The organism is Mycetocola saprophilus, from assembly GCF_000718085.1.
Taxonomy (GTDB): Bacteria; Actinomycetota; Actinomycetes; order Actinomycetales; family Microbacteriaceae; genus Mycetocola; species Mycetocola saprophilus.
This window is the reverse complement of sequence record NZ_JOEC01000002.1, coordinates 297,281-314,427: the sequence shown is the minus strand read 5'-3', so window position 1 is coordinate 314,427 and position 17,147 is coordinate 297,281. Positions and strand designations below refer to the sequence as shown.

Here is a 17,147-nt window from a genome sequence, read left to right as displayed (position 1 = left end):
GGAGTTATTTCGTGTCATCCCTACTCTATTCGCTGGGCCGCTGGGCCTTCGGCGCCCGCAAACTTGTGCTGGGTATCTGGATCGTGATCCTCGCCCTGTTCGGTGCGGGCGCGGGTCTGCTCGGTCAGGGTACCGAGAACAGTTTCAGCATCCCGGGCACCGAATCCCAGGTCGCCCTCGATAGCCTCAAGACCACCTTCCCCCAGATCAGTGGCGCATCCGGCCAGATCGTGGTGGTCAGCGGCGACAAGCTCAAGATCGACGATCCGGCCATCAAGAAGAGCGTCGAGGACACCGTCTCGACCCTGGAAAAGATCGACGGCATCGAGGGCGCGGTTTCGCCCTTTGGCGACACGGTCAAGGGCAGTATTGCCGATAACGATCGTGCCGCGCTGATCTCGATCCAGTTCTCCGGCACCGCGCTTGAGGTCAAGCCCAAGACCATCGACGGCGTGGAAAACGCGCTGGCCGACCTCAAGAAGGAGCTTCCGCAGGGGGCCACCGCGTCCCTCGGAGGCGACGTCTTCAACGCCGAGGTTCCCGCCGTCTCGCTGACCGAGGCCGTGGGTGTGGTGGTTGCGCTGATCGTGCTGCTGTTCACCTTCGGCTCGGTGGTGGCCGCCGGAATGCCGCTGCTCAACGCCCTGATGGGTGTGGGTGTGTCGGCGCTGGCGATCATGTTTGTGACCGTCTTTGGCTCGGTCCCGTCCACGACCCTGATGCTCGCGCTGATGCTGGGCCTGGCGGTGGGCATCGACTACGCCCTGTTCATCCTGGCCAGACATACCGAGCAATTGGCGCGCGGAATGGATCCACGTGAGTCCGCCGCCCGCGCCATCGCCACCGCCGGTTCGGCCGTGGTCTTCGCCGGTCTGACCGTGATGATCGCCCTGGTGGGCCTGTTCGTTGCCGGTATCCCCTTCCTCACCACGATGGGTATCGGCGCCGCCGCGTCGGTCCTGGTGGCCGTGCTGATCTCGCTGACCCTGATGCCCGCGATGCTCGGCTTTGCCGGCGAACGCCTGCGCCCCAAGGTGGGCAGCCGCGCCGAACGTCGCGCGCTGAAGAACGCCGCCCGCACCGAGAAGCGTGCGGCCCGCCGCGGAAAGGGCGCGGCCGACGACACGAAGCCCGCTCATGCCGCCCCGGCCCCCGCCGCCGCGCCCGTGCACACTGAGCCTAAGCCCAACCGCTTCTTCCTCGGCTGGGTGCGCGCGGTGACCCGCTTCCCGCTGGTCACCATCATCGTGATCGTGGTGGGTCTCGGTGCCGCCGCCCTGCCCGGTCTGCACCTGCGTCTGGCCCTGCCGGATGCCGGATCGCACGCCCCGGGTTCGGAGTCGCGCGAAACCTATGACAGCATCGCCGATAACTTCGGTGCCGGATTCAACGGCCCGCTGATCGTCACCGGAACCATCGTCAAGAGCACCGATCCGCTCAAGCTGATGTCGGATATGGCCGCCGAGATCGAGAAGCTGCCGGGCGTGAAGTCAGTTCCGCTGGCCACCCCCAACGCCTCGGCGGACACCGGAATCATCCAGGTGATCCCGAGCGATGGGCCCAACTCGCAGCAGACGCAGGACCTGGTGGCGAAGATCCGCTCGATGCACGATCACTTCCAGGACAAGTACGGCGTCTCGCTCTCGGTCACCGGCTACACGGCCATGGCGATCGACGTCTCGACCATGCTCGGCGGCGCACTGCTGCCGTTCGGTCTGCTCGTGGTCGGCCTCTCGCTGGTGCTGCTGACGATGGTGTTCCGCTCGATCTGGGTCCCGATCAAGGCGACCCTGGGCTACCTGCTGAGCGTGGGTGTGTCCTTCGGTGTGGTGGCCGCGGTGTTTGAGCTCGGCTGGGCTGCGGACCTGTTCAACGTCCATCAAACCGGTCCGGTGATCTCATTCATGCCGATCCTGCTGATGGGTGTGCTGTTTGGTCTGGCGATGGACTACGAGGTCTTCCTGGTAGCCCGAATGCGTGAGGAATACGTCCACGGGGCCACCGCCAAGCAGGCCATCGAACGCGGCTTCACCGGGTCGGCCAAGGTGGTGACGGCCGCCGCCATCATCATGATCGCCGTGTTCGCCGCCTTCATCCCCGAGGGCGATAACAACATCAAGCCGATCGCCCTGGGCCTGGCCGTGGGTGTGGCCGTGGATGCGTTCATCGTCCGCATGATGCTGGTCCCCGCCGTGCTCGCGCTGCTCGGCGACCGCGCCTGGAAGATGCCGCGCTGGCTCGATAAGATCCTGCCGTCCTTCGATGTGGAGGGCGAGAGCCTGTCCCACGACATCAAGCTGCGTGAGTGGCCCGAGCCCGGCAACACCGACGCGATCGTGGGGGCGGACCTACGTCCCGCCGGCGACCAGTTCGCCCCGGTGGGTGTCTCGGTTCGGCCCGGCGACGTGCTCACCGTGTCGGGGCCGGCGGCCGCCGTGTCCCAGACCCTGCTCACGCTAACCGGGCGCCAGGAGGTGACCGAGGGCATCCTTAAGGTCACCGGACGCGTGCTGCCGACCCATGCCGGAGCCGTACGTCGCCGCGCGGCCTGGGTGGATATCAGCCACACCAGCGAGCGGGCCTTCGAGGCGCTGCTCGCCGAGAACCCGGAGATCCTGGCGATCGACGGCGTGGATCACCTGGATCCGCTGACCCGCACCCGCCTGCGCGACCGGCTCGAGGCCGCCCGCGCCCGGGTGGCCGCAAGCCGGCCGCTCACCCTGATTCTGGGAACCACCGACCCGGCCATCGCGGCCGAGTGCGTCGCCCCCGCGACGACGGTGGTTTCGATGACCCTCTCGACCGTGAAATCCGAGGTGCTCGCATGAGCTCACTAACCGACCTCCTGCAGCGGCCGGGGCGCACCCCGCGTCGCCGCGTCCTCTCGATCATCGGGCTGGTCCTGGTGCCGCTGGTGATCGCGGGCATCCTGGTGTGGGCGCTGTGGGATCCCTCCAGCCGCCTACACAACGTCCGCGCCGCCATCGTGAACGAGGACAAGCCGGTCACCGTGAACGGCCAGCTGGTGCCCCTGGGGCGTCAGCTGACCGCGGGCCTGGTATCCGCACCGGGCAAGACCGAGACCAACTATGACTGGACCATCACCGACGCCGACGACGCCCGCAGCGGACTCGCCTCGGGTGAGTACGTGGCCGTGGTGACGATCCCCAAGGACTTCTCCGCCGCCGCGACCTCAATCTCCGGGGACAAGCCGCGCGAGGCCGTGATCGACGTGACCACGAGCGACGCCGCCAAGCTGGTGGACGGCGCGATCAGCCAGACCGTGGCCAACACCGCCGCCTCGCTCAGCGGAAAGCAGCTGACCGAGACCTACCTCGACAACATCTACGTGGGCTTCAACACCCTCGGCGAGCAGATCGGTAAGGCCTCCGATGGGGCCAGCCAGCTCGCCGACGGCGCGGGCAAGCTCAGCGGCGGACTCGGCCAGGTGGGCGAGGGCGTGACCCAGCTGGGCACGGGTGCCGGCGCACTGGCCAACGGTGCCGGGCAGCTCAACACTGGTGTCGGCGCACTTGCGTCCGGTGCCGACCAGCTGAGCTCGGGTGCCGGGCAGCTCGCCCAGGGAACCGGACCGCTGGCCCAGGGTGCGCAGCAGCTCGCCGGTGGTGCCAGTCAGCTCCACGACGGGCTGAACGCGCTGAGCGGCGGCCTGCAGGGTATCAAGCAGGGTGAGGCCCCGCTGCGCGCGGGCCTGGGCCAGACCAGTCAGCTGGTGACCGGGAACACCGCGGTCGCCGGTCAGCTCGGTCAGCTTGCCGCCGAGTGCGCAACGAGCGGTGCCAGCCAGGCCTTCTGCGAGCAGCTTGCCGGTGTGGTGGGTGGGCCCTCCGACCCCACCGGCGCGATCGCGCGTCTGGCCGGTGCCGAAATCGCCATCAAGGGTAACGGAACCGCGCAGAACCCCGGCCTCGCCGCCGGCGTCAACGGACTGCTCGACGGGCTGACCAAGCCCGCCGCTGCCGGCCAGCCCTCGGCGCTCGATGGTCTCGCGGCCCTCGCCACCGCCAGCGGTCAGCTCGCGACCGGTGCCGCCGGCCTCGCCGACGGCGCGGGCAAGCTCAACACCGGTGCCGCGGGCCTCGCCCAGGGTGCCGCCGGCCTCGCCGAGGGTACCCACAAGCTGCAGACCGGTTCGTCCGGTCTCGCCGACGGTGCCACCAAGCTGAGCACCGGAATCTCGCAGCTCGGCGAGGGCTTCACCCCGCTGACCGAGGGTGCCACCTCGCTCGAGGGTGGTGCGGTGCAGCTCGCCGACGGCCTCAAGACCGCGGTGGACCAGCTGCCCAGCTACTCCAAGCAGCAGCGCGAGAAGCTCTCCAGCGTGGTCGCCGATCCGATCCGCACCGGCGGCAAGGAGAACGCCACCGAGAGCCTCGGCGGCGCACTCGGCGCGCAGGGTGCCCCGTTCTATGCGGTGCTCGCCCTGTGGCTCGGCGCGCTGGCAACCTTCCTGGTGCTGCGTCCGCTGCCGATCGGCGCGCACGGCTCCACCCGCCCGTCCCCGCTGCTCGCGCTGCGTGCGTTCTGGCCGGGGGCCCTGCTCGGAGCCGGTCAGGGTCTGCTGGTCGCCGCGGTGCTGGCACCCCTGCTGAAGATCGACTTCTGGCCCTGGGCCGGATTCGCCGCGATCGCGATGCTCGCCGGGGTCGCCTTCGCCGCCACCAACCAGGCGCTCGGCGCGCTGCTGGGCGGCGTGGGGAAGTTCATCTCGATGATCGTCGCAATCGTGGTCCTGGCCAGCGGCATCATCGCGACGGCCCCGGCCCTGCTGCAGTCGGCCGTCGGCTGGATGCCGGTCGGACCCGCCAGCGATGCCCTGCGGGCGATCACCGGAGACGGCTCCCCAGCCGGCTCGATCACCGTGCTGGTGCTGTGGACCGTGGGCGCGCTGCTGGTCAGCACGTTTGCCGCGGCACGAGCCCGACGCCGGCCGGAACCGGTGGAGGCTCGCATCTAGCGCACCCCGAACGACGCCGGGTGGTACGGGATTCCGTACCACCCGGCGTTGTTTTTAACCGGGCCCGTTTCGCCAGGCCCGTTCGGCTGAGCCGTTTCGCCTGGCCCGCTTTGACTGGCCCGTCTTGGCTGGTCTGTTTCGCCAGGCCCATTTTGTCTGGCGAATGAACAAACCCCCGCGGCGGCTGCACCATCATGCACGCCCGCCCCGATAGGGTGTGGGGATGGGCGGCGTACTCACGGGATTCGGGATCATTGCGGTCGTCATCCTTGCCGGATACCTCCTGGCCCGCTCGGGTGCCGCCGGTCCACAGGGGCAGTTTGTCCTCAACCGGGTCGCGTTTTTTGTGGCCACCCCGGCCCTGCTGTTCTACACGCTCGCGCATGCGGAGATCGCCACGATGTTCTCCAGCCGCCTGCCCCTGGCCGCGATGACTGCATTCGGTGCCGCCGGACTCTTCCTCCTCCTGGCACCACTCGTTCGACGGGGCAAGAAGCGCACGGTTCCCGAGCAGGCCCTCGGCGCGCTGTCGGCCTCGCTGCTGAACGCCAACAACATCGGGCTCCCGGTGGCCCTCTACGTGTTTGGGGACTACGCCGAGGTGGTCCCGGTCCTGCTGTTCCAGCTGCTGATTCTCAACCCGATCGTGCTGATCGTGCTGGACCTCGGCACCTCGGGCCGGGTGACCCTGCGCGGAATCCTCAGCCAGCCCTTCCGCAATCCGATGGTCATCGCCTCGGCCCTGGGGGTGCTCGTCGCGGTCTCCGAAATACCCGTCCCCGAGGCCGTGTTTGAGCCGTTCCACATCATCGGCGGGGCGGCGATCCCGATGATCCTGATCGCGTTCGGGATGTCCCTGCACGGTTCCAAACCGCTTGCCGCCGGGGAGCACACCGGGGAGATCATCCTGGCGAGCCTGATCAAGGTCGCGGTGATGCCCGCGCTCGCGCTGGGCTTCGGCGTGCTGGTGCTGGGGATCTCCGGTCCCGAGCTCACCGCCGCCGTGATGATCTCGGCGCTGCCCACCGCGCAAAACGTCTACAACTTCGCCAGCCGCTACAACGTGGGGATGGTCGCCTCCCGCGACACCGTGCTCCTCACCACGGTGCTCGCGGTCCCGGCCCTCAGCCTGATCGCCGCCCTGATGATGTAGTCGAGCGGCGGCGGCCGGGGAACGGCGCTATGCGGTGAGGGTTACCCCGAGATGCGTGGCCAGGAGCGGCGCGATCCAGGCGAACTGCGCCTCGGTCATCACGCTGCCGGCGAGGGATTCGATCCCGTTGAGCACCCGCGGTTCCAGCCCGCGCAGGTCGACGTTGTCCAGGCGCGCCCCGGTGATGTCCAGGGTGTGCACCTGGGTTCCGGGGAAGGCCAGCCGGGACACGGTGGCGCCGCCCAGGTCCAGCTCGTCGATCGTGCAGTCGGTGAAGGCCATGTTGGTGATCATCGCCGAGCGTAGGTTGAGGTAGCCGATCTTGCAGCCGATGAAGTGGACCGCCTCCCAGCCCGCATCGTAGGCCTCGGCGGACCCGAAGCGCGATCCCTCGATCCGCACCTCGCGGAACTGCGAGCGCGCGACCTTGAGCACCGGCGCGTTGACCCGTTCGAAGCGGCTATCGATCGCCCGGAATCCACGCAGATCCGCGCCATCAAGCTCCACGCCCAGGAACTCGCACTCGGTCAGGTCGAGCCCGGCGAGGGGTGCGCCGCTGAGGTCCACGTCCGTAAAGCGCAGCGAATCGAGCCGCTCGCCGGCACGGACCTCGGTATCCAGGCCGGATTCCAGGTGATCCAGCGGGGCCGGATCGAATTCGGGGGCGCGCAGCACGCCGGATTTCGCGGAGGAAGGTTTTGCCACGGAGCCTAGGCCTCGCGTGCTTCGGCGAGGGTCACATGGTGCTGAATCACCTCGGCCACAACAAAGTTGAACCACTTCTCGGCGAAGGCCGGGTCCAGCTGGGCGTCCTCGGCGAGCGCCCGCAGCCGAGCAACCTGACGCTTTTCGCGGCCGGGGTCGGAGGCGGGCATCTGGTGTTCGGCCTTGAGTTCTCCCACCGCCTGGGTGCATCGGAAGCGTTCGGCGAGCATGTGAATCAACGCGGAGTCGATGTTGTCGATGCTGCTACGCAGGCGGTTCAGCTGTTCCTGAGGGGTCAATTCGGCCATGAATATAATCTAATACCCCGGGCAGACAATCGCGTCCGCCCGGGGTATGAGTTTGCCGAGAGCGGGGTCGGTGACCCCGGCCCACGCGCCGGCTAGGCGCGCTCGGGTTGCGCCAGCACAACCCGCTGGATCGGCCGGGTGGCTCGCACGGCCAACCACACCAGGGTGAGCCCGATCAGGATGCTGGCCAAGACCACGCCGATCGTGCTGGGGCTGAGCAGCAGCGCCATGCCGGTCAGGGGGAAGACCACCGCACCGCCGATGATCGCCGCGGTGATCGAGACCACCAGCACCGGGGCAATCGCCTGCCGGGAGCGCGCCGCCTCGATCATCTCGCGGGGCATCCCCAGGCGGTCCAGGCTCACGGTAATGTCGCGTCGGTCCATGACCAGCGCCGCCTGATTGATCCCCACCGAGACGGCGACCATCAGGAACGACCCGATCAGCACCACCACGATCCCGGTGAAGATATCCATCGGCAGGGTTTCGAAGCCGTCGGATCCGGTGCTGCCGTCGTCAATTGCCAGCACCAGGCCGATCCCACTTCCGGCCACCACGGCCACAAACGAGGTCATCGCCACGCCCCCGACCTGACGCCAGATGGCACCGGGGTTGTCGAGGATCGCGCGGGCGGCGATCAGCTGCGGGACCGTCTTGGCCCGGCGCAGCTGTAGTTTTGCCCACACCGAGAGCAGCCACGGCCCCACCAGGCCGAGCAGCGCCAGGCCCACCGCGACGGCCCCACCGATGGCCAGGGCGATCCCCACCTCGACGTTCAACGCTCCCAGGCTCTGCAGCACCATCGAGATGGCGATCAGGGCCGCCAGCGCGATCAGCGGGCGTACCCAGTGCGGCTGCGGCTTGCGCTGCCGGGTGCGCACCCCCAGCGGCGAGATGACCACGCGGCGCAGACCAACCACCGAGCTGATCGCGGCCAACAGGGTTACCCCGGCGATGATCAGCGCCATCGGTCCGGGGCCGATCCACAGCTCCTCGGCACCGATGGGGTGCCCGCGGAAGGAGATCAGTCCCACCAGCGGGCTAGTGGCGAGTGCGAGCAGTACCCCGCCGAGCGCGCCGAGCAGGGCGATGACCGTGGATTCCAGCACGGTGACCCGGGTCACATCGGCGCCGGTTGCGCCGATCAGCCGCAGCGAGGCCAGCCGGTCGTCGCGGCGGCGGGCCGAGAGGCGGGCCGCCGCGGCGCCCAGTCCCAGCAGCGGAACGATCAGCAGGGACAGCGCGAGGGCGCTGAGGATGCGGTACATGATCGCCTCGTCCCCGGTGATCCGCCAGAACATCGCGGTCCCGCCGGCAACGATGACCAGCAGCGCGCTGGTCACGCCGAAGGCCACGGCGGGCAGGATCAGGGCCGCGGGACTCTGGGTTCCGGGGCGCGCGAGCATCCAGGTGAGGCGCAGGATCGGTACCCGGCGGCGAGCCCGAACGGGCAGCGGTGCCGGAATGGTGGTCTGGGTCGTGGTCATCGGGTTTCTCCCGCCGGGCGATCCCAGCCCTCGCCGACAAAGGACGGGGCGGGGGTGGCCGGAACCGCGGGCTCCCCCGGGTGGCCCGGGTCGGTGTGCACGCGGCCGTCGCGGATGTGGATGATGCGGTCGCAGCGCGCGGCCACCTCGCGGTCGTGGGTCACCACCACCAGGGTGTGGCCCTGGCCGACGGTGGAGTGCAGGAGCGCGTCCATCACGTCGGCGGAGGTCTGCGAGTCCAGGGCACCGGTGGGCTCGTCGGCGAAGATGATCGATGCTCCGGTGACCTGGGCGCGGGCGATCGCGACGCGCTGAGCCTGACCGCCGGAGAGTTCGCCGATGCGGCGGTCCCCGAGCCCGGGCAGACCCAGCGCGTCCAGCCAGCGCCGGGCGTGGGTTTCGCTCTCGGCCCGAGGGTAGCCCGCGAGCATCATCGGGAGCGCGACGTTTTCGGTCGCGGTGAGTTCGGGAACCAGCAGTCCCTGCTGAAAGACGAAGCCAAACGATTCCCGGCGCAGCTTGGAGCGGTCGCGATCGTTGAGGGCGCTGACCTCGACCGGGCCGACCGGGCCGTTGAAGGTGACCCGCCCGCCATCGGGCACGATGATCCCGGCGAGGGTGTGCAGCAGGGTGGTTTTTCCCGAGCCGGATGCCCCCATAATCGCGACGGACTCTCCGGCCGAAAGCGCGAGGTCAACGCCGGCGAGGGCGCGGGTTTTCCCGCCGTATACCTTAACCAGGTTTGCGGCGCTGAGCACTGTGTGCGTGGGCACGGAGGGGAAATTGTTCATGATTCCATCCTCCGCGCATCACCGAGGGGTGGCATCGACCGGGCGAGGGAACCCCGTCATCCGGCAGAGGTATCCACCCCGATGCTTGCGGATGGTGCCGGTCTAGGCGGCGCGCAGATCCATTGCCCGATCTGACCGTGCCAGTCAGGAGGTCCTAGGCGGCGCGCAGGTCTACCGGACGGGTCCAGCGTGCCAGCCGGGTCTCCAGGCCGTGCCGCACATCGGGCCACTCGTCCACGATCACCGAGTAGATCGCCGTGGTCCGCCAGGTTCCATCGGCCCGACGCTGGTCGCGGCGCAGCAGGCCCTCGAACTTGGCACCGAGCTTGAGAATCGCCGCCCGCGAGTGATCGTTGAGCGCATCGGCCTGGATGCGGACCCGGCCAAACCCACTGGAAAACGCCAGGTTCAGCAGCAGGAGCTTGGCCTCGGCGTTGACCGCGGTACCCCAGACCGCCGGGTCATACGCGGTCCAGCCGATGTGGGCGGCCTCCCGGGGCAGGTCGAAGTCGCCCAGGGTGGTGGTGCCCACCACGGTGCCGTCGGCGTCGCCACCGACCAGGCGCACGGTGTACACATTCTTGCGGGTGCGGCTGTAGTAGCGCGAGGCGAACTTCTTGAATCCGGCGAGGTCCTTGGGCAGCGCCGCCAGCCCGCCACCGTAACCGTCGGCAAACACCTGGGGCCGGCCGATGGCCTTCCACAGATCCGGCAGGTCCTCGTCGGTCATCACGTCGAGGCGGATGAAACGGCCGATGAGCGGTTCGGGTGCGGGAATCCGTGCTGTCATTCCACGATTCTAGGACACAATGGCCCCGCGCCGACACTGTGTCGGCATCGTTTACGCTTCGTTTATCTATCCCGACCGGATTTACGCGGATACCGCCGCGGGGTCGGCCAACACACACGTGGGTGCCCCCACATCCGCATGCCCGACCGGGCGTCCCGGAACCCCGCGCGCATCCAGGCGCAGCGTGGTGATCTGATGCGAGTGCTCATGGGCCACGTGCAGCAGGTCACCGGCGAGCAGGTGGTGCCTCGGCCAGCGTCCCCCGCTCTCGGTATCGGCAATCGCACGCACGGTCTGGCCGTTGCCGGACACCTCGAGGGTCGAGATCCGATCGCTTCCGCGGATGCCCGCATAGAGGCGGTCCCCCGCGGCGTTCTGCGAGAGCTCGGCCGCGGCGTCCTGATCCTCGGCACCGTCGGCGGTGGCCGACACCGCGGCCACCACGCGCCAGTTCCCGGCGTCGGCCGGGGCGATGGTGAAGATCTCGATGCTGCGCTCGGTCACCACGTGCACGTGCCCGCTGGGGTGGGCGATCAGGTGCCGCGGTCCCACCCCGAGGGGCAGGGCCAGCGTGCGATCCAGCGCGAGCCCGGTGCCGGTGCGCTTCCAGAAGCGCAGCGCGTCATGCCCCAGATCGGTGGAGAGAATGCGTCCGTCGGCCAGCTCGACGCTCGCGTGGGCGTGTGAGGGGCGGGCCGGCGCGGCCTCGGCCACGTGGGAGGCGAGGGTCAGGTCGGTGAAGGAGCTGGGGCCGGGTCCACCGGTCAGCTCGCCGTCGGTAAACGGGTTGCGGTGCGGATCGATGGAGGCCACCGGGTCGGCGGCATCGGCGAGGATCGCGCCGTCGGCACCCAGCGGATAGGCCAGTACCCGGCCGTCCCCGTAACCGCTGGCGATCAGCAGCGCGCCGTCGTTCGTGACGGTGAGGTGGCATACCGAGTCGGCCGAGGCGCGGGCCGGGCCGAAGCGCACGGCCCGCTCACCGGCGTGGTACGCCTGCACCCGACCGGAGAATTCCAGGGCCGCGTAGAACACCGGCAGGGTGGGGTGGGCCGCAAGGAACGAGGGGGAATCGGCGGCGGTTTCGGCCCCGGGGATCAGCGATCCATCGGCACGGGATCCCAGCGCGGTAATCCCCGCGCCGGGTGCATTTGAGTCCCGAGTATAGGAGCCCGACCAGAGGCGTGCGCCGCTCATCGTGCTACCCGCGCGGACGTCAGAATCGTGAACTCTCGCTGTTCCATGTCCACATGCTACCGGACGCGGATGTCATCCATTTTTCCAGAACCTGCGGCAGTCTTGAGGTTCGTGAGCGCTCAATCTTGAGTCGGACCCGTAATTATGGGGAAGAGTAGGAAAGACCCCCAGTTCCGGGGGCGTATCACAAGAAGGAGCGTCATGTGCGTTGACCCCACAGACCATCCGCTCCTCGAACACGCGGAGATCGAGCGGCTGAGCGCCGCACTAAACGGCGACCTCGCCGCGACCCGCGCCTTCCTGCACTCGTTTTGTGAGCGCTGGCCCGAGCGAATCGCCGCTCTCGAGCAGAGCATTCTGCACTCGGATGTGCTGCATGCCCGCGACAGCGTGCTGAGCATTCGCACCTCGAGCGCGATGGTCGGTGCCAAGCGGCTCACCGTAATCGCCGCCGGGATTGAGTGCACGCTGAGCGAAGGGCACCCCGACCGGGTCGAGGAAAACCTCCGCGCGCTGCGGGTGAGCGGAATCGAAACCATCGAAGCCCTGCGCACCTATCTCAGCGAGCAGTCGCCCGCCTAATCGGCGCAACCGCGCCGAGCGCGAGTAGCCGGTCTCGGCGACCACGGTTCCGCCCAACGCGAGCGACCGCCGCCGCCCAACGCAGGACCGCCGGGTGCGTCCCTAGACCGCGTCGACCCGAGCGGGTGCCATCCGGTACCCCACGCCGCGCACGGTCTCCACCCATTCGGGCTGACGCACATCGTCGCCGAGCTTGCGCCGCAGGTTTCCGAAGTGCACCTCGATCGAGCGCTCCTCGGACTCGCTCACGTAGTCGCTGACCATGTACTCGCCGGCGCGCAGCTCGCGCACAAGGTCCGCCTTCGAGCGCACTCGACGGCCCGAAGCCAGCAGCGAGGCCAGCAGATCGAACTCGGTCCGGGTGAGCGCGATGGTGAGACCCCGGCACTCGACGGTGCGTGTGTCGCGATCCAGGATCAGCCCGTTGTGGCTGAACACCCGATCCGATACCGGCGCCTCGGCCACGAGGGGTGCGGCCGGCTCCACGGGCGCGGCCGGTGAAACGGGGGCCACGGCCTCGGCCGGAACCGCGGCAGGGGCACCGCCGCGAGGACGGCGCAGCATTGCCTCGATCCGGGCCCGCAGCTCACGCGGACGGAAGGGTTTGGCCAGATAGTCATCGGCGCCGGACTCCAGCCCGAACAGCACATCGACCTCATCGGCCTGCGCGGTAAGCATCACGATATAGCAGTCGCTGAAGAGACGGATGCGGCGAGCCACTTCCAGGCCATCGATGTCCAGCAGCCCGATATCCAGGGTCACGATGCTGGGCTGTTCGGCACGTACCAGTTCCACGCCCTCGATACCGCTGGGGGAACTGGCTACGGCGAATCCCGCCTGCGTCAAAATCGTGGTGATCAGACCGCGAATATCGGGGTCATCTTCGATCACGACCGCGGTGCGGATCGGCTCGGTGGTCATCCTGCTGGTACTCCCTGGCTACGGCGGGGAAAAACGCCGTTCTTTCAGCCTACCTCTCGCGCGGGAGAAGCGCACCAGGCACCCAGTCGTGTACCCCGAATGGGGGGCTACTTTGAGGAGGTCTCGCGACGTCGACGCCCGATGAGGGCCAGTACACCGGCCACGATCACCCCGCCGGCCGCCCACAACCAGGGGGCCGGGGATGCCCCGGTTTCCGAGAGCCAGCCGCCGTGCCCGGCGGATGCCGGACGCGCGCCGTTGGCGTTGGCATCGGGTAGGGCGGTTCGATCCTGCGCGGTGACCCGGATCTTGAAGGGCACGGTGCGATCCATGGTCCCGTTGCCGGATTCGCCGGGCAGGGCGATTTCCAGGTGCACGGGGGTGACCTGGTCGGCGCCGGTCCCCAGATCCATCACGCTGCCCTCCTGGAGCAGATCCCCGAGGACCGCGTTTTCCTGCGCGGTGGGGGTGCGCACGCTGACCCGAGCCGAGAGGCCCAGCGGACCGCGCGGATCCATGTCGGCGAACAGCGCCAGCGAGAGCGTGGAGACGCCCCCGCCGCGGCGCACCACGTTAAAGTCGGCCGAGATTTTGCTGCCGGGGATCAGGATCTGTGAGCCGAACATGTCGCCGAGCTCGCCCTGGCCGCTGCCGGTCAGCTCGATCGATCGGTCCTCGGGGGTGGCGAAGGCTGCGCCGGGGAGGGCAACGATCAGCGCCGCGGCCAGCACGCCCCCGGTGAGTACGCTGCGCAGGCTCATCCGGCGAACACCTCAATCTCAAAGCTCGGCGGAACCTGGGCACCGGTCCACTCCAGCACCACCCACTGCAGCACGCTGCCGGTGGTGTCCTCGAGCGGGTTGGTGCCCGCGGCGGGCGGGGTCAGCACGGTGGGGTGTGCGGATGCGGGAGCGGCGGTACCGGCGGGGGTTTTGGGCCAGGTTCCGCCGGGCGCATAGTAGTTGGCGGCGAGATAAACGGCCGAGTTCCCGTGAACGGCACCGGACGGAGTCGCCGCGGCATTGCCCGAGAAGACCGAGTCGAGCGCGGCGGCACCGGTCGGGGCGACCACGCAGTCCTTTCCGCCACAGGCGGGCACCGCGCCGACCCGATCCGACCGGTTGCGGTTGGCATCCACGAGCCAGGAGTAGCGCGAGGTCGAGGCGGCGACACCGGTTGCCGGATCGATGGCCTGGCCACCGGTCCCGTCCGCGAGGGCACGCAGCGAGGAACCGAGAGCACCGGCGGGGTTGAGTCTGGCGGCCGCCAGGTTTCCGGCGGCGGGGGCCACGCTCCAGTCACCGGCGGTCGGCGCACCGGTTCCACGCCAGGCGCTGACCCGGACCGAACCCGCGGGGATCTTGTCGGCGCAGCCCCAGAGGCGAACGCCGAGGCCATCGGTGGTGTTGGCGATCCCCTCGGTGGAGGCAAACTGCGCGCTGCGCACCACGGGGACGATCAGCACCCGCGAGGATCCCACACTCTGGAAGTCGGAGAGGGCGTAGACGTTGGCCTTCTTGGCCGGGTCCGGAACCGAGCACCAGTTACCCAGCGCGGTATCGGCGCTCGCGCTCGCGGTGGTGGTCAGGTAGGCACCGGTCACGGCGGTGGGGATGCCCACCGCGGCGAGGGCGAGGCCCACGCCGAGGGCGATCAGACGGGGACGAAACTTCACGGTCGTTCCTCCGATCGGGGTACCTGGGTCAGGGTCGCGTCAAGTTTGAAGGCCGCCAGCGGGCTGGACTTAAGCTCGCGCAGTTCGCGGGCCACGTCGCCGCCGTCATCGGCGGTGGCGGGCACGGCCACGGTGACGTCGATCGTGCAGCTGGCACCGGGCTTGAGCGTGGTGTTCGGCGTCTGGGTGAGGGTCGCGGTGATCTTTCCCGCGGACAGCTGTGCACCAGACACGGTGCATCCGGCCGAGCCCTCGGCACCGATCTTGAGCGCGCCTCGACCGTACATGGTCACACCGAGATCGGTGGCGGTCGCGGTGATCGTGCCCGAAATCTTGGTCTGCACCGGGTTGGTAGCGGCCGCGGTCACCACAAAACGGATGCGCTGGGCGCGCACCCCCGGGACGATGCCGGTACCGGGCGCGGCGACGATCGTGCGGGAGGTGCCCGTGGTCACGGTGTCGAGGGTCGCGGTCGCGGTGGCCGAAATGCCCGTGGCCGCCGAGATGGTTGCGGTGGGACCGCTGGCCTGATCGCTCAGGTAGGCGATCGTGCCGGGTCCACCCAGCAGGGCCACGCCGGTCAGGGCGGCGAGCACCGCGACGGTCCAGACGCGGGCGCTGCGAGTCCGGAACAGGCGACGGAAGAGAGACTCCTTTGCCGTGGCCGGCGCGACCGCGGCTGCCGACTCCGGCACGGATGCGGATGTCGATTCGGCTGCCGAATCGGGCACCGCGCCCGACTTCGGGGCGGATGGCGTCTCGGACTCGGTGCCGGGCGCGGGCTGCTGCGGGTCGGTGCTCACGATGCGGCTCCGATCGGCTGCTGGGTCAGGGTGTAGGTCATCGCGAGCTTTACGCTACCGGACATTGCGGCGGTCGTTTCCCAGGGCAGGGTCACGCTGACCACCACGGGAACGGTGCGATCCCCGGCATTCACGGTCCCGGCGGGGGAAATCCCGGTGGTGATGGTCTGGGCGGTGCCCACACTCACCACGCGTGTCACCAGGGTCTTGGCAAGGGCCGCATCCGCGGCCGATCCGGTGCTCCCGGTCACGCTGAGGGCCGAGACCGCGAGGCTCGCGCGCATGTCGGTGCCGATCAGTTCAACCGGAACGTTGACGGTGCCGGTGAGCACGTCACCGGGGACGAGGGCCTGACCGGTGTAGGCGATCGCGGCGGATCCGCGGCCCTGGGGCACGTCCTGACCGAGGGTCCATGCGGTGGTGGCGCCACCCACGTTGCCGAGGCTCAGCGATCCCGACTGGATCTTCAACGGTGCCGCATCCTTGGTGTCGGTCCAAAACGCCAGCGTTCCGGCACCGCCCATCAGCAGCGCAGCCCCGAAAACGGCGGCGATCGCGGCGGTGATGAGCTTGCGCACGATGGTCCTTTCGTCCGGGGCAAAAGTGGGGAGGGTATGGGATCGGCCCCGTGAGGAAATTAGGGGGAATACTCACGAGGCCGATCCGTTTCGCCGAGCGGGGCTCAGGCCGGGGCAACAGCGGGGGGGCTGCGTCCCATTGCCGAGCGATGCTCGTCCGGGGCAACAGCGGGGAGGCTGTGTCCCATCCGGCGGGGCCGAGGCCCGCACACCGGGGTGATACGTCACACGATAGTGCTGTGAGGACGTATCCGTGACCGCCGCCCGAAGGGGGATTCAGCGAGGGTCACGAGTCTTGACTACTGACCTGCGGCGACCTGGGTGAGGGTGTACTTTGCCTGCAGGGTTGCGCTGTTGCTGATTTCGCCACGGTTGGCTGCGACCGGAGTCTCACCATCCCACTTGTAGGTCACCGCGATCACGACGGGCACGTTGACGGTGCTCTGGCCGTTGGTGCTGGTCAGGGTAACCGCACCGTCAACCGGGGTCTGGCCCTTGATGCTGACAACCGCAACGGAGAGCTTGTCGCGCAGCGAGCTGGCTTCCCAACGCAGCTGGTCAACCTTGAGGCTGGCCTTGATGTCGTTTCCGGTCAGGGTAACCGGAACGTTGACGGTGGTGGTGAGGACGTCACCGGGAACGATGCGGAACGACGAGGGGTCAACCTGGGTGGGCTGAGTCTTCGTGTTACCGACTACGTGCTGCACGCTCCAGTTGGCGGAACCGATCTGACCCAGCTCGAGGCTTCCCGAGTTGATGGTCTGGGCCTGGGCGTCCTTGGTGTCCGTCCAGTAAGCCAGGGTGCCGGCGCCGCCGAGCAGGAGTGCTGCGCCGAGGGTAGCGGCGATTGCAGCGGTGGTGGTCTTCTTCATGGCAAGTCCTTTGGGGGAAAATCGTCTTGGGGGGAGGTGACGAGTACTGCTTCGGGTGGGTGACGGCGGTGAAAACAATTTCGGGTTGTTTTCGGTGAGAACAGTTTCGGGTTGTCCTCGGCTGTGAGAGCAATTTCGGGTTGTTCTCAGTGCAAATCCGGTTCGGGCCGGGCTCGCTTACCGTTGATTCAATAATCGTCATCCCGGCTCAAGATGACCGACGTAATCGTGACAACATTTCGCTATTTTTGGCGCGGGGGACATCGTTAGCTCAAGGAAACCTCAAGATTAGGTCCGCGGGGTCCCC

General features: G+C 68.5%; 16 protein-coding genes. 4 read left to right on the top strand and 12 right to left on the bottom strand.

Features of this window, described 5'->3' with window-relative positions; all coding sequences use genetic code 11:
- The first annotated feature begins 11 nt into the window (after nt 1–11).
- The 3 genes from IE92_RS0107260 (at nt 12) to IE92_RS0107250 (ending at nt 6,131) form a co-directional block, all read left to right on the top strand.
- The gene (locus tag IE92_RS0107260; protein WP_030147839.1) at nt 12–2,828 is read left to right on the top strand and encodes an MMPL family transporter; all 2,817 of its coding nucleotides are present in this window, start codon (nt 12–14) and stop codon (nt 2,826–2,828) included.
- Nucleotides 2,825–4,978, top strand: a complete 2,154-nt coding sequence (locus IE92_RS0107255) for a YhgE/Pip domain-containing protein (protein WP_030147838.1) — start codon at nt 2,825–2,827, stop codon at nt 4,976–4,978. Before IE92_RS0107260 ends, IE92_RS0107255 begins: the two co-directional genes overlap by 4 nt.
- 223 nt (nt 4,979–5,201) lie before the next feature.
- Nucleotides 5,202–6,131: an AEC family transporter gene (locus IE92_RS0107250; protein WP_030147837.1), complete on the top strand. Its 930-nt coding sequence runs from the start codon at nt 5,202–5,204 to the stop codon at nt 6,129–6,131.
- Between the two features lie 27 nt (nt 6,132–6,158).
- On the opposite strand, the gene IE92_RS0107245 is transcribed toward IE92_RS0107250, so the two are convergent.
- From IE92_RS0107245 to IE92_RS0107220, 6 genes are all read right to left on the bottom strand, one after another.
- Nucleotides 6,159–6,836 (bottom strand): pentapeptide repeat-containing protein, encoded by a 678-nt coding sequence (locus IE92_RS0107245; RefSeq protein WP_030147836.1) that lies wholly within the window; start codon nt 6,834–6,836, stop codon nt 6,159–6,161.
- A gap of 5 nt (nt 6,837–6,841) precedes the next feature.
- Nucleotides 6,842–7,144 (bottom strand): chorismate mutase, encoded by a 303-nt coding sequence (locus IE92_RS0107240; RefSeq protein ID WP_030147835.1) that lies wholly within the window; start codon nt 7,142–7,144, stop codon nt 6,842–6,844.
- Between the two features lie 92 nt (nt 7,145–7,236).
- Nucleotides 7,237–8,631 (bottom strand): FtsX-like permease family protein, encoded by a 1,395-nt coding sequence (locus tag IE92_RS0107235; RefSeq protein ID WP_081863966.1) that lies wholly within the window; start codon nt 8,629–8,631, stop codon nt 7,237–7,239.
- The gene (locus IE92_RS0107230) at nt 8,628–9,422 is read right to left on the bottom strand and encodes an ABC transporter ATP-binding protein (protein ID WP_081863967.1); all 795 of its coding nucleotides are present in this window, start codon (nt 9,420–9,422) and stop codon (nt 8,628–8,630) included. The genes IE92_RS0107235 and IE92_RS0107230 overlap by 4 nt, the downstream gene beginning before the upstream one ends.
- Before the next feature lie 154 nt (nt 9,423–9,576).
- On the bottom strand, nt 9,577–10,212 hold the full coding sequence (locus tag IE92_RS0107225; RefSeq protein WP_030147832.1) for a GNAT family N-acetyltransferase: 636 nt from the start codon (nt 10,210–10,212) through the stop codon (nt 9,577–9,579).
- A gap of 81 nt (nt 10,213–10,293) precedes the next feature.
- The gene (locus IE92_RS0107220) at nt 10,294–11,409 is read right to left on the bottom strand and encodes a lactonase family protein (protein WP_030147831.1); all 1,116 of its coding nucleotides are present in this window, start codon (nt 11,407–11,409) and stop codon (nt 10,294–10,296) included.
- Between the two features lie 201 nt (nt 11,410–11,610).
- On the opposite strand from IE92_RS0107220, the gene IE92_RS0107215 reads away from it, so the two are divergent.
- Nucleotides 11,611–11,991, top strand: a complete 381-nt coding sequence (locus IE92_RS0107215; protein ID WP_030147830.1) for an Hpt domain-containing protein — start codon at nt 11,611–11,613, stop codon at nt 11,989–11,991.
- A 102-nt stretch (nt 11,992–12,093) separates the two neighbouring features.
- On the opposite strand, the gene IE92_RS0107210 is transcribed toward IE92_RS0107215, so the two are convergent.
- The 6 genes from IE92_RS0107210 to IE92_RS17260 form a co-directional block, all read right to left on the bottom strand.
- Nucleotides 12,094–12,912, bottom strand: a complete 819-nt coding sequence (locus tag IE92_RS0107210) for a response regulator transcription factor (RefSeq protein ID WP_030147829.1) — start codon at nt 12,910–12,912, stop codon at nt 12,094–12,096.
- A gap of 107 nt (nt 12,913–13,019) precedes the next feature.
- Nucleotides 13,020–13,673: a hypothetical protein gene (locus IE92_RS0107205; RefSeq protein ID WP_030147828.1), complete on the bottom strand. Its 654-nt coding sequence runs from the start codon at nt 13,671–13,673 to the stop codon at nt 13,020–13,022.
- On the bottom strand, nt 13,670–14,587 hold the full coding sequence (locus IE92_RS0107200) for a hypothetical protein (protein WP_030147827.1): 918 nt from the start codon (nt 14,585–14,587) through the stop codon (nt 13,670–13,672). Before IE92_RS0107200 ends, IE92_RS0107205 begins: the two co-directional genes overlap by 4 nt.
- Nucleotides 14,584–15,390 carry a hypothetical protein gene (locus IE92_RS0107195; protein WP_030147826.1) on the bottom strand — a complete coding sequence of 269 codons (807 nt, stop codon included), beginning with the start codon at nt 15,388–15,390 and terminating at the stop codon, nt 14,584–14,586. The genes IE92_RS0107200 and IE92_RS0107195 overlap by 4 nt, the downstream gene beginning before the upstream one ends.
- Nucleotides 15,387–15,968, bottom strand: coding sequence for an alternate-type signal peptide domain-containing protein (locus IE92_RS17265; protein WP_051701714.1), 582 nt, complete (start codon nt 15,966–15,968; stop codon nt 15,387–15,389). Before IE92_RS17265 ends, IE92_RS0107195 begins: the two co-directional genes overlap by 4 nt.
- 299 nt (nt 15,969–16,267) lie before the next feature.
- Nucleotides 16,268–16,840 (bottom strand): alternate-type signal peptide domain-containing protein, encoded by a 573-nt coding sequence (locus IE92_RS17260; protein ID WP_051701715.1) that lies wholly within the window; start codon nt 16,838–16,840, stop codon nt 16,268–16,270.
- Between the last annotated feature and the right edge of the window lie 307 nt (nt 16,841–17,147).

Coding starts and splice junctions, on each gene's coding strand:
- IE92_RS0107255 (WP_030147838.1), top strand. CDS start 2,825: ATGAGCTCACTAACCGACCTCCTGCAGCGGCCGGGGCGCACCCCGCGT.
- IE92_RS0107210 (WP_030147829.1), bottom strand. CDS start 12,912: ATGACCACCGAGCCGATCCGCACCGCGGTCGTGATCGAAGATGACCCC.
- IE92_RS0107235 (WP_081863966.1), bottom strand. CDS start 8,631: ATGACCACGACCCAGACCACCATTCCGGCACCGCTGCCCGTTCGGGCT.
- IE92_RS17260 (WP_051701715.1), bottom strand. CDS start 16,840: ATGAAGAAGACCACCACCGCTGCAATCGCCGCTACCCTCGGCGCAGCA.
- IE92_RS0107240 (WP_030147835.1), bottom strand. CDS start 7,144: ATGGCCGAATTGACCCCTCAGGAACAGCTGAACCGCCTGCGTAGCAGC.
- IE92_RS0107215 (WP_030147830.1), top strand. CDS start 11,611: ATGTGCGTTGACCCCACAGACCATCCGCTCCTCGAACACGCGGAGATC.
- IE92_RS0107205 (WP_030147828.1), bottom strand. CDS start 13,673: ATGAGCCTGCGCAGCGTACTCACCGGGGGCGTGCTGGCCGCGGCGCTG.
- IE92_RS0107220 (WP_030147831.1), bottom strand. CDS start 11,409: ATGAGCGGCGCACGCCTCTGGTCGGGCTCCTATACTCGGGACTCAAAT.
- IE92_RS0107250 (WP_030147837.1), top strand. CDS start 5,202: ATGGGCGGCGTACTCACGGGATTCGGGATCATTGCGGTCGTCATCCTT.
- IE92_RS0107230 (WP_081863967.1), bottom strand. CDS start 9,422: ATGAACAATTTCCCCTCCGTGCCCACGCACACAGTGCTCAGCGCCGCA.
- IE92_RS0107225 (WP_030147832.1), bottom strand. CDS start 10,212: ATGACAGCACGGATTCCCGCACCCGAACCGCTCATCGGCCGTTTCATC.